13 protein-coding genes are annotated in these 11,915 nt (G+C 48.1%); 11 read left to right on the top strand and 2 right to left on the bottom strand.

The features are described from left to right. Position 1: 1 nt before the first annotated feature. A complete protein-coding gene (locus FSB75_RS17260; RefSeq protein WP_146790045.1) occupies positions 2–967 on the bottom strand; it encodes a CPBP family intramembrane glutamic endopeptidase in 966 nt (321 codons plus the stop codon). Between the two features lie 88 nt (positions 968–1,055). Between FSB75_RS17260 and dusB the strand changes: the two genes are divergently transcribed. Then, a complete protein-coding gene (gene dusB, locus FSB75_RS17255) occupies positions 1,056–2,093 on the top strand; it encodes a tRNA dihydrouridine synthase DusB (protein WP_146790043.1) in 1,038 nt (345 codons plus the stop codon). Between the two features lie 88 nt (positions 2,094–2,181). Here the strand turns inward: dusB and msrB are convergent, their stop codons facing one another. After that, a complete protein-coding gene (gene msrB / locus FSB75_RS17250; RefSeq protein WP_146790041.1) occupies positions 2,182–2,751 on the bottom strand; it encodes a peptide-methionine (R)-S-oxide reductase MsrB in 570 nt (189 codons plus the stop codon). Positions 2,752–3,052: 301 nt separating this feature from the next. Here msrB and FSB75_RS17245 point away from each other — a divergent pair, with 301 nt between their 5' ends. From FSB75_RS17245 to FSB75_RS17200, 10 genes are all read left to right on the top strand, one after another. Beyond that, positions 3,053–3,655 (top strand): adenylate kinase, encoded by a 603-nt coding sequence (locus FSB75_RS17245; RefSeq protein ID WP_146790040.1) that lies wholly within the window; start codon positions 3,053–3,055, stop codon positions 3,653–3,655. A 30-nt stretch (positions 3,656–3,685) separates the two neighbouring features. Continuing rightward, a complete protein-coding gene (locus tag FSB75_RS17240; protein ID WP_146790038.1) occupies positions 3,686–4,162 on the top strand; it encodes a DinB family protein in 477 nt (158 codons plus the stop codon). A 152-nt stretch (positions 4,163–4,314) separates the two neighbouring features. Beyond that, on the top strand, positions 4,315–6,453 hold the full coding sequence (gene paaZ / locus FSB75_RS17235) for a phenylacetic acid degradation bifunctional protein PaaZ (protein WP_146790036.1): 2,139 nt from the start codon (positions 4,315–4,317) through the stop codon (positions 6,451–6,453). Positions 6,454–6,821: 368 nt separating this feature from the next. Beyond that, a complete protein-coding gene (locus FSB75_RS17230; RefSeq protein WP_146790034.1) occupies positions 6,822–7,601 on the top strand; it encodes an enoyl-CoA hydratase/isomerase family protein in 780 nt (259 codons plus the stop codon). Between the two features lie 55 nt (positions 7,602–7,656). Then, positions 7,657–8,142, top strand: coding sequence for a 1,2-phenylacetyl-CoA epoxidase subunit PaaD (gene paaD / locus FSB75_RS17225; RefSeq protein WP_146790032.1), 486 nt, complete (start codon positions 7,657–7,659; stop codon positions 8,140–8,142). Between the two features lie 55 nt (positions 8,143–8,197). Continuing rightward, on the top strand, positions 8,198–8,971 hold the full coding sequence (locus tag FSB75_RS17220) for an enoyl-CoA hydratase-related protein (RefSeq protein ID WP_146790030.1): 774 nt from the start codon (positions 8,198–8,200) through the stop codon (positions 8,969–8,971). Beyond that, positions 8,971–9,402: a hydroxyphenylacetyl-CoA thioesterase PaaI gene (gene paaI, locus FSB75_RS17215; protein WP_172623202.1), complete on the top strand. Its 432-nt coding sequence runs from the start codon at positions 8,971–8,973 to the stop codon at positions 9,400–9,402. The genes FSB75_RS17220 and paaI overlap by 1 nt, the downstream gene beginning before the upstream one ends. Next, positions 9,399–9,962 carry a TVP38/TMEM64 family protein gene (locus FSB75_RS17210; protein ID WP_146790028.1) on the top strand — a complete coding sequence of 188 codons (564 nt, stop codon included), beginning with the start codon at positions 9,399–9,401 and terminating at the stop codon, positions 9,960–9,962. Before paaI ends, FSB75_RS17210 begins: the two co-directional genes overlap by 4 nt. 5 nt (positions 9,963–9,967) lie before the next feature. Further along, positions 9,968–10,561, top strand: coding sequence for an acyltransferase (locus FSB75_RS17205; RefSeq protein ID WP_146790026.1), 594 nt, complete (start codon positions 9,968–9,970; stop codon positions 10,559–10,561). 78 nt (positions 10,562–10,639) lie between these two features. Next, positions 10,640–11,890, top strand: a complete 1,251-nt coding sequence (locus FSB75_RS17200) for a T9SS type A sorting domain-containing protein (protein WP_146790024.1) — start codon at positions 10,640–10,642, stop codon at positions 11,888–11,890. The last annotated feature ends 25 nt before the right edge of the window (positions 11,891–11,915 follow it).

The raw sequence follows: 11,915 nt of genomic DNA, 5'->3' as shown, positions 1-11,915 counted from the left end.
GTTAAAAACTAAAATCGTCCTTGTGTTTGGGAAAGTCGTCGTTGTAAACGGCTTCGTAACTTACCACTGATTTTTTCTGCATCTGGTGAAGCAACACAAAGGTCAGCGCAAGGCTGATCATGGCACCCACGAGCAACTGTACTTCCTGCCCTTTGATCAATTCAGCATCGGCGTTTTGCAAATCTTGCGGGTTAAAATAAAGATAGACAATCACCGAGGCATCGTAAAGAAAATGCGCTAGCATGGCTACCCACAAACTTCCGCTGAACCAATAAATGGCACCCAGCAAAACACCCAAAAATAGCCGTGGTAAAAAGCCGTAAAACTGGAAATGAAAGGCCGAGAAAATGGCTGCTGCCAAAACGATTCCGACCCAGGGACTTTGCGTGGCGCGAATCAGCATGCGCTGTAAAATGCCCCGGAAAAAAAGTTCTTCACCAATGCCGGCAAACAGCGAAATAAAAACAAGGTTCTTGATCAACTCCGCCGGTGTTCGTTCGCGAAGCATGAATTTTATTTGCCGCGCCGCTTCTTCTTCCATGCTTTTCATCCACGACTGTCCACCTGCGCTTACGGCAATTTTTTGGTTGATGTAACCCACATATTCAACAAAAGGATAAGAAACCACGATCAGCAAAACAGCCCATAACCAATAATGATTGGTGCCGGGTGCTTGCAAACCAAGATAATGAAAAGGCTTTTTATCGGAGAGGTAAGAAAAGAGAAGCGAAGGCAGGGCGAATAAAAAAAGAAACTGGATCAAAATCATTCCGCGAACGAAGGTGAGCATGGCAGGATTGGCTAAATCCCAGGCCTTCGGATCGCGAAGCTGGCCCAAGCCGATGCCAGTTATTTTGGATAAAATCAATACACCCACCGCGCTGCCGATAAAAAAACTCGCGACCGCCATTCCCAAAAACAGGAAGAACTGTACCCAAACCGGCCTCGTTTTAAGATATGTTTGCATCGTGCTTTGCTAAATTTGCGCCTGGCTTAAACAATTATGAGCCTTTGCCAAAAGGCTGCAAGATAAGCCTGTATAAAAGAATCGTTCCTTGGTTAAAATTGCCGACATACAACTTCCCGATTTTCCCTTGCTGCTGGCGCCGATGGAAGACGTAAGCGACCCGCCTTTTCGTGCGGTTTGTAAAGTCAACGGTGCGGATTTGATGTACACCGAATTTATTTCGAGTGAAGGCCTTATTCGCGATGCCATCAAAAGCCGGCAAAAGCTCGACATCTTCGACAGCGAACGGCCGGTGGGCATTCAAATTTTTGGCGGCGACGAAGAAGCGATGGCCCTGAGCGCAAAGATTGTGGACACGGTGAATCCCGATTTGCTCGACATCAACTTTGGTTGTCCGGTGAAAAAGGTAGTGACCAAAGGCGCCGGTGCTGCGGTGCTCAAAGACATTGACCTGATGGTGCGCTTAACCAAAGCGGTTGTCAATTCCACCTCCTTGCCGGTTACGGTAAAAACAAGATTGGGTTGGGACGATGCTTCAATCAATATTGGCGACGTGGCCGAACGCTTGCAGGATGTGGGCATTAAAGCCCTTGCCATTCACGGCCGCACACGGTGCCAGTTGTACAAAGGCGTGGCCAATTGGGAACCGATTGCGAGAGTAAAGAACAACCCACGAATTCAGATTCCCATCTTCGGCAACGGCGACATTGATACGCCTGAAAAAGCATTGGAATACAAAAGCCGTTATGGTGTGGACGGCATCATGATTGGCCGTGCGGCCATTGGCTATCCCTGGATCTTTAACGAGATAAAACACTTCATCAAAACCGGCGAACACCTCCAACCGCCGGGCATCCAACAACGCGTAGATGTGATTCGTCAACACCTGCATCGTTCGGTTGAATGGAAGGGGACGAAAGCCGGCATCAATGAAATGCGCCGTCATTACACCAATTATTTACGCGGCCTTCCCAACATCAAAGAGTTTCGGTTAAAACTCGTTACCATTTCGGAAGCAGAAGAAATAGACGCGGTGCTGGATGAAATTGTAAAACGTTACGACGGCTTTGCGTTTGAAACAAGAAAGCTTGACATGGCTTCGCTAACGTATAGTTGCGAGAACTAAGATTTACAAGATTCATTTGCTTAAACAGGAAAAGCAAGAGCCGTTCAATGATGAACGGCTCTTGCTTTATCGGAGGGTTTATTATTTCTTAGGAATTCTTTTTATCCTTCAAATCCTGGTTCTGAAATTTCTTTTCGGCCTCCTGCGCCTTTTTAAAATCAAGCACCACACCGTTAATGCAATAGCGCAAACCGGTGGGCGGCGGTCCGTCGTCAAACACATGGCCCAGGTGCGATTTGCAGCGGCCGCACTGCACTTCGGTACGGGTCATTCCGTAGGTGTTATCCGGCGTATAAATAACCGAGCCTTTGCTGATAGGCTGGTAAAATGAAGGCCAGCCGCAGCCGCTTTCAAATTTTGTATCGCTAATAAAAAGCGGGTTGCCGCATACGGCGCAATAGTACGTTCCCTTGTCCTTGATGGTTTCCAGCGGCGAACTCCAGGGCCTTTCGGTTCCTTTTTCGCGTGCCACCCGGTAAACATCGGCTGGCAAAACTTTTTCCCAATCGGTATCGGCCACGTTCAATTTTGTGCTGTCGGTATTGGAATAATGCGGGTTGTTTTTGGGTGAATTCATTCCGGTTGTTTTAGGCGTTTGTGAATACGTGCAGAACTGCAAAACGGCAGCCATCGGCACCAGCAGAAAAAAACGTTTCATGCTTAAAATTACGAAACGGCAGCGGCTCTGGTTTTGAAAGAAAATGTGAAAGAAGGAGACAGGAGCCAGAATACAGGAGTCAGGAGGTTGTAGGCACCAATTTGAGGCTAAGTACCACCTAAAAAACAGCTTAAGAAGTCAAACCTTTGTTTATTTCATTTCACCTCGTACTTTTTGGTTACAGCAGATCTCTCCTATTTTCTATATCCTATCTCCTGACTCCTGTATTCTGTATTCTGGCTCCTGTCTCCTGACTCCTCTCTTTGCCCTATATTTGTTGCCCTCAAGCGTAGTAAGCAACATGTTTAATTTGATTTTGTTTGGCCCTCCGGGCAGCGGCAAAGGCACGCAATCCGAAAAAATTGTAGAACGTTTTGGTCTGATACATCTTTCTACCGGCAACCTGCTTCGCCAGGAAATTCTCGACAAAACACCGCTGGGGCTGGAAGCCAAAAATTTTATGGACAAAGGCCAGCTTGTGCCCGACGAAGTGGTGATCGGCATGATTGACACCTGCCTGATAAAACACCCTCAAGCCAAGGGTTTTTTGTTCGATGGTTTTCCCCGAACCATTGCGCAGGCCGAGGCTTTGGACAAGCTTCTCTCGCTGAAAAAAACAACCATCTGCAAAGTGCTGGCGCTGGACGTAACTGAAGAGGAACTGGTCAAGCGACTGGTGAATCGCGGCGTTACATCGGGCCGCAGCGACGACCTGGACGAAGCCGTTATCCGCAGGCGTTTTAACGTGTACAAAAACGAGACGGAACCCGTTGCCGAGTATTATCAAAAACAGGGCAAGCTGGAGCGTCTTTACGGTGAAGGCTCCGTGGATGAAATTTTTCAAAAGCTGAGTACTTGCATCGAGGACGGCATGAATCAGCAGTCCTCTGTTTCTGCGCAATAGGCCGTAAACTTGCATTCACAACCCTTTATCATGAATGCAGAGAAAGCCGCGTTTTTGCAAAGCCGTTTTGTTCCCTTATTGCAGGAAATTCCCACCGAAACACCCGCCGCCTGGGGCAAGATGACCTTACAGCAAATGATTGAACATTTTGCCGATTACACACGCATTGCGTCGGGCAAGGTGGCCCACACGGAAATTCTCACGCCGCCGGAACAATTGGACAAAGCACGGGCCTTTTTGGAAAGCGAAAAACCGTTTCGCGAAAACACGCCCAACCCCCTGATGCCCGAAACGCCGGCACCGGTGCGCAATCCTTCGAAAGCGGAAGCCATCAAAGAACTCAAGAAAGAGCTTGACGATTTCTTTGCCGTGTTTGAAAAAAACAAACTTCAAGTAACCCGCAATCCTTTCTTTGGCGATTTAACTTATGAGCAAAACGTGCAGCTTTTGCACAAACACGCATTGCACCATTTGAAACAATTTGGGGTAAGCCCCCTGTCCCCCTAAAGGGGAGACTTGGGTGGGAGAAAGTTTTCCAATTGCAATCACTCTTTAATGAAACTTTTGAACCGGAAACAATAGCTTCCGGTTTTTCTTTGCTTTCATTTCTTTTCGTAAAGCAGCAAACAATAATTTGCAAAACAAATTTGATCTAACGAATGCCTAATAATAAAAAAGAAAACAACGACCTAAGTCTCCCCTTTAGGCGGACAGGGGGTAAGCTGGGTAATTACGTTACCGGTAATTGGGTTATCGGCGACGGCGATGGCCAGGCTTTGCACGATGCCGTAACCGGCGAAACGATTGCTTACGCTACTACAAAAGGTTTAGACTTTGCTTCCATCCTTCAATACGGCCGCGAAGTTGGCAACACCAATTTACGCAAGCTCACTTTTCACGAACGCGGACGAATGCTGAAGGCCCTGGCGCTTCACTTGATGGAGAAGAAAGATGCGTTCTATCAAATCAGTTACCACACCGGCGCTACAAAAGCCGACAGTTGGATTGACATTGAAGGCGGCATCGGCAACCTCTTTGCCAACGCATCGCTGCGCCGGAAATTTCCCGACCTACCTTATTGCACCGACGGCGATCCAGTTGGCTTGAGTAAAGGCGGAAACTTTATAGGCCATCATTTACTCGTGCCCAAAGAAGGTGTGGCCGTGCACATCAACGCTTACAACTTTCCGGTTTGGGGCATGTTGGAAAAATGCGCCGTGAACTGGCTGGCCGGTGTGCCTGCGGTTGTCAAACCCGCAAGCATCACCTCTTACTTAACCGAAGCCGTTGTGAAGGAAATCATCGCCTCCGGCATTTTGCCCGAAGGCGCATTGCAACTGCTTTGCGGCAGCGCCGGTGATTTGCTCGATCACGTAATGGCGCAGGATGTTGTGACGTTCACGGGCTCGAAGTCAACAGGCCTGATGCTGAAATCAAATAAAACGATTCTGGAACAAAGCGTTCCGTTTAACATGGAAGCCGATTCGCTTAACGCGATTGTGTTGGGCGCCGATGCGGAACCGGGTTCACCTGAATGGGATTTGTTTGTAAAAGAAGTTCGCAAAGAAATCACCGTAAAAGCAGGACAAAAATGCACAGCCATTCGCCGCATATTTGTTCCCGAACATTTGCTTGAAGACGTAAACATTGTTTTGGGAAAAGCGCTTGCCCAAACCGTTGTCGGCAATCCTTTGAACGATAAAGTGCGCATGGGTTCTTTGGCAAGCAGCGGTCAGCGCGACGAAGTGCGAAGCAACGTACAAAAGTTATTGGCCTCTTCGCAAATTGTTTACGGCTCACTGGACAGTGTTGAAGTAATGGATGCCGATGCGGCCAAAGGCGCTTTCTTATCGCCGCTGTTATTGCTCAATGAAAAACCGTTTCAAAACGAAGCCGTACACGAAGTAGAATGTTTTGGCCCGGTAAGCACCGTAATGCCGTATAAAAATTTGGACGAAGCAATTCAACTCGTAAAAAAAGGCAAGGGTTCTCTGTGTTGTTCCATCGTTACAGCGAACGATAAAATCGCCACCGAATTTGTTGTCGGCGCGGCCACGCATCACGGAAGAATTTTGGTGCTCAATCGCGAATGCGCCAAAGAAAGTACAGGCCACGGTTCGCCGCTTCCCATGCTCGTTCACGGCGGTCCCGGACGTGCCGGCGGCGGCGAAGAAATGGGCGGCGTTCGCGGCGTAAAACATTACATGCAACGTGTGGCCATTCAGGGTTCGCCCACCACCATCACGGCCATCACACAGCAATACCAGCCGAACGCGAAGGGCGTTCAAAGCAGCATTCATCCCTTCCGAAAATATTTTGAAGAATTGCAGGTCGGCGATCAAATCGTTACAGACAAACGCATCATCACTTCCGCAGACATTGATGCTTTTGCGGCGCTCAGCGGCGATCATTTTTATGCGCACAAAAAAGACACGGATTTTAGCGGAACCATGTTTGAAAAACAAGTAGCGCACGGCTATTTTATTTTGAGCGCTGCCGCGGGTTTGTTTGTTGACGGGAGCGAACTGGGCCCGGTGCTTTTAAACTACGGCATTGATGAATTGCGGTTCACTAAACCGGTTTATGCAGGCGCGGAGTTGACGATTCGCTTTACCTGCAAAGAAAAATTGCCACAAGACCCGAAAGACGAAAACGACATTCCCAAAGGCATTGTAAAATGGCTGGTAGAAATGCTGGACGAAAGCGGCGAGATTGTGGGCATTGCAACGATTTTGACGATGGTGAAAAAGAAAAATGCCGCACAGAGCGAAGGAGAAATGGAGAAAAAGCCAGGTTAACTTTTACGGTTAAATCAAACGCTTATCAACAACGTTACCGGTGAAATCATGGCCCACCGTTGAAGTTCACAGGATGCACAACCGGATTATTTGAATCTGCACAGGAAGAACCGGTTGCTTATGAACTTAGGAAACGGCAAATAATTACAACATGAGAAGCAGCCATACCTGTTCGGTGTGGAGAGATAAATCCACAGAGACAATAAAAGCAGTATATAAAAACAAGCAACAACTTTCTTAAGATTAACAAGCAACAAAATCTGATTGCTGATTAATTTTAATGAAGAATCGGTTAAGGACGGCAGAATGAAGCCGTTCAACAATCAGGTAGGATAACTCCTTTGCTCTGTGCGAAAAAAACAACAACTATGGCTAAAGATTTAGTAAACGGTTACGTAACCCCGGAAACACACAACGGCATCACCACCATCGAATTTTTTCACCCGCAAAGCAATTCCCTGCCCCGCAGACTGCTCAGCGACCTGGCCCACGAAATTCACACGGCGGGTTTGGACAAAGAAACCAAAGTCATCGTGCTTCGCTCCGGCGGCGAAAAAACCTTTTGCTCTGGCGCTTCCTTTGACGAACTCGCAAAGATTGAAACCAAAGAAAAAGGCTATGATTTTTTCAGCGGCTTTGCAGGCGTTATTAACGCCATGCGCAAATGTCCCAAACTAATCATCGGCCGTATTCACGGCAAATGCGTTGGCGGCGGTGTTGGCTTGGCTGCATCCGTTGACTACGCCATTTCGGTTGAAGGCGCGGACATTAAGCTGAGCGAGTTGTCCATCGGCATCGGGCCTTTTGTTGTTGGGCCGGCCGTTCAACGCAAAATCGGCTTGTCGGCATTTTCTCAAATTGCAGTTGACGCTACCATGTGGCGCAATGCCGACTGGGCCCGCCGCAAAGGGCTTTATGCCGAATGCCATCCTTCGGTAGAAAGCATGGACGAAAGCATTCATCGTTTGTCAAATACCCTGGCACACTCAAGTCCGGAAGCCATGAGCGAATTGAAAAAAACCTTATGGTTGGGCACGGAAGACTGGGACTCCCTACTAACGCACCGCGCAGAAGTCAGCGGGCGTTTGGTTTTGAGCAATTTTACCAAAGAAGCCATTGCCAAGTTTAAAGCAAAAGCAACCACCTAAAAAAGTGAGAGGTTCAACGTGAAACGTGAGACAAGATAGCGTACATATAAAATTGATGCCTGCGGAAAGTGAAATTTGGGATTTGTTGCAAGAAGTCAAAGACCCTGAAGTTCCTGTTCTTTCCGTGCTTGATTTGGGTATCGTTCGCGACGTAAAAACCGAAGGCGAAAAAATAAGCATCACCATCACACCCACGTATTCGGGTTGTCCCGCAATGGATGTCATCAGCATGGACATTCGCTTAAAGCTGATTGAAAAAGGCTACCGCAACGTAAGCGTCAAACAACAACTTTCGCCGGCGTGGACAACGGACTGGATGACCGAGGAAGGCAAGCAAAAACTCAAAGCCTTTGGCATTGCGCCGCCCAATCCGAAACAGCAATTTTGCACGGCGGAAATGTTTAAAGAAGAAGCCGTGCAATGTCCGCGTTGCAATTCTTATCACACCGAAGCGGTCTCGCAATTTGGTTCAACGGCCTGCAAAGCCGTGTACCGTTGTCTCGATTGCAAAGAGACCTTCGATTATTTCAAATGCCATTAATCGCCGACCGTGTAAACCTTGCCCGCAGCTTTCATTCGTAGCCTAATTTCGAACCATGTCTTCTATTCTCTTTACTATAGAAAATGCGGTGGCGCACATAACATTCAATCGCCCCGAAAAATACAACGCTTTCAACCGCGAAATGGCTTTGCTGTTGCAGGAAAAGCTGGATGCCTGTCAAAGCAAGGACGTTCGTTGCGTGTATATCACCGGCAGCGGAAAAGCCTTTTGCTCCGGACAGGATTTGGAAGAAGTTGTTGACCCCAATGGTCCGAAAATAGAGCACATCGTTGGCGAGCATTACAATCCGATCATTACACGCATTCGCAAATTAGCGAAGCCTGTAGTAGCTGCGGTGAACGGCGTAGCCGCCGGTGCGGGTGCAAACATTGCGCTGGCTTGCGATATTGTGGTTGCGTCGCAAAACGCTTCGTTTATTCAAGCCTTTTCAAAAATCGGTTTGATACCCGACAGCGGCGGAACGTTTTTCTTACCGCGTTTGATTGGCTGGCAAAAAGCATCAGCATTAATGATGTTGGGCGATAAAGTGAGCGCCGAAGAAGCCGAACGCATGGGCATGATCTATAAATTTTTTCCCGCCGAAACGTTCGAAGAAGAAGCAAAGAAAATTGCAAGAACCCTGGCAACAATGCCTACAAAAGGATTGACTTTTACAAAAATGCTGCTCGACAATTCTTTTAAAAACAGTTACGAAGATCAACTGGAAGACGAAGAAAACTTTCAGCAGCGAGCCGGCAGCACAAAAGATTACAAGGAAGGCGTCGACGCATTCTTACAGAAACGCAGACCAAATTTTATCGGAGAATAATGCAGCAGGTAAAAGATGAATTGGCAAAGACGGTAGTGGGCAAGATGATGCGGAACGATTTGTTCTCACAATGGCTTGGCATAGAAGTTTTGGAGGTTCGTGAAAGCTATTCAAAAATCAGCATGACGCTTCGCAACGAAATGATCAACGGCCTTGGCATTGTTCACGGCGGCATTGCCTTTTCGCTGGCCGACAGCGCCTTTGCTTTTGCCTGCAACAACCGCAACAATTTATCTGTCGCACTCGACACAAGCATCACCTTTACCAAAGCCACAAAGCCCGGCGATACCTTGATTGCCGAAGCCAAAGAACTGCACAACGGCCGCAGCACGGGCCTTTATCACATCACCGTTACCAACCAAAACGGCGAAGCGGTGGCGCACTTCAAAGGAACTTGTTTTCGCACCGGAAAAAAATTGCTTGACGAATGAAAGAAGCCATCCTTCATTTCTTTCAGGCCTATCCACACATTGCCGTTCTGAGCGCTTTTGTTTTCAGTGTCGTCATCGCGTTTGTTGGGCTTATTCCAAGCTTCGTCATCACTGCGGCCAACATTCACTTCTTTGGGTTTTGGGAAGGCATCGTCATTACTTTTTTGGGCGAGGCCATTGGCGTGTTGCTGGCTTTTATGCTGTACCGCAAAGGCTTTAAAAAAGGCGTGATGCACCGGCTCGAAAAACATCCCAGGGCAAAGGCACTGCTCGAAGCCAGCCCAAAGGATGCGTTCTGGTTAATTTTTTCGCTGCGGCTTGTGCCCGTTGTGCCCGCCGGGCTGGTAACATTTACGGCTGCCATGGCCCGCATCTCGGCACTTGGCTTTGTGGTGGCCGGATCGCTGGGCAAATTGCCTTCTTTGTTTTTGGAAGGATTTGCTGTGCTGAAGGTGATGCACATTCACTGGAAAGCACGTGTTGTTATTCTTGCTTCGCTTGCCGCCGTCCTTCTATTTTTTGTTGTGCGGCACATTGTTCGTTCAAAAAAACAAAACTGACGTCTATGGCTTTCTACCAGTTCAACGGCATCAAACCCGTTGTGCATCCTTCCTCGTTTGTGCATCCGCAAGCGGCGGTTACCGGCAATGTGGTTATTGGTAAAGACGTATACATTGGTCCCGGATGTGCGCTGCGCGGCGATTGGGGCAAAATCATTATTGAAGACGGCTGCAACGTGCAGGAGAATTGTACCGTGCACATGTTTCCCGGCGTAACGGTTTTGCTGAAAGAAAGTGCGCACATTGGCCACGGTGCCATCATTCACGGCGCTATCATCGGACAAAATTGTTTGGTGGGCATGAATGCGGTAATTATGGATGAAGTAGAACTCGGCGACGAATGCATCGTTGGCGCTTTGTGCTTTATACGACAGGGTGAAAAAATTCCGCCGCGTTCGCTGGTTGTGGGCAATCCGCACAAGATCATCAAACACGTAAGCGATGAAATGATGCGCTGGAAAACGGAAGGCACAAAGCTCTATCAACAACTGCCGAAGCAATGTTTCGATACGCTTCAACTTTGCGAGCCTTTGCCCGTAGAAATTGAGCAGCAAAGCATCTTTAAGAGTGATTATAAACCGTTCAAACGAGAAGGTTAATTACCGGTAAAAATTTCGCTTTATGCCGGAAGAAAAATCGTAATTTAATGTTCCCAATCACCACTTAAATCAACGGATATGAGAAGAGCTTTACCCTCCGCATTTTTCTCAGCAACTTTAATCCTCTTCACCGCCGCTAACCTTTGCGCACAAAGCGATCGCTTTGCTTATGCCATAACCGATGTAACCAAAGACGGCGCCGGCTGGAATGTACTGCGGCGGCTTGATTTGGAAACCGGCCAATACAGCGACGTGTTGATAAACGGCACCGATGCGAAGTTGGCCGTGTACGATGCTTCCTCCAAAAAACAATTGGCCTTGCAACCCGATGCAAAGTGGGGCAATCTTTTGCAAACGCCGTTCAGCACCGGCGTGGCGGCAGCGGCTTTCGACAAAGCGCACAACCGGCTTTATTACACGCCCATGTTTGTTGACCAGCTGCGCTATGTGGACTTAAAAACCATGAAGGTTTATTACGTAACCGGCCAGTCGCTTACCGGTACCGGCGACATGCACAACGACGAAGCAAAGATCATTACCCGCATGGTGATTGCGCCTGATGGCTACGGTTACGCCATCAACAACGACGGCACTTCTTTTATCCGTTTTTCCACCGGCAAAAAATCATCCATTGAAAACCTGGGTTCACTGGTGGATGATCCGGCCAACAGTGGCATCTCTATCCACAACCGTTGCAGTTCGTTTGGCGGTGACATGATTGCCGACGACAAAGGAAATTTTTACATCATCTCGGCTCACAACAACGTGTTTAAAGTGAACGCAGAAAACAAAGTGGCAACCTTGCTCGGCCACATCAACAACCTGCCCGCGACGTTTACGGTAAACGGTGCGGTAGTTGACGGCGATGGAAATCTTTTGGTGAGCAGCGCCGTGGATAGCAAAGCCTATTACGTGGTGAACCCGAAAGACTGGACGGCAGCCGCTTATCTTGGTGCTTCATCTGTGTTCCGCAGTTCTGATTTGGCCAACAGTAATTTCTTGTCAACGGCAACGAAAAACAAGTACACCGAAATTGCCACCACATCTTATCCCGAAGAAAGATTTTCAAAGCTGATTTCGGTTTATCCCAACCCGGTTACAAGCAACCGAATTTCGATTCGCTTCAACAAAGTGCCGCAAGGCGATTATACGGTTGAACTGACCGATATTTTAGGACGCAGCGTGGTGCAGAAGAAAGTTTCCATCAGCAACGAAGCAGCCGTGCAGCCTTTGTCCATCAGCGATGGATCGTCCAAAGGTGTTTACATGGTGAAGGTGTACGACGTGGAAAAACATTCGGTGTTTACGCAAAAGGTGTTGGTGCAATAACCTCGTCCCGGCAACAGCGCACAAG

Origin of the sequence: Flavisolibacter ginsenosidimutans (genome assembly GCF_007970805.1) — a bacterium.
GTDB lineage: Bacteria > Bacteroidota > Bacteroidia > Chitinophagales > Chitinophagaceae > Flavisolibacter > Flavisolibacter ginsenosidimutans.
Note: the sequence above shows the minus strand (reverse complement) of the source record. Positions and strands in the feature narration are given on the sequence as shown.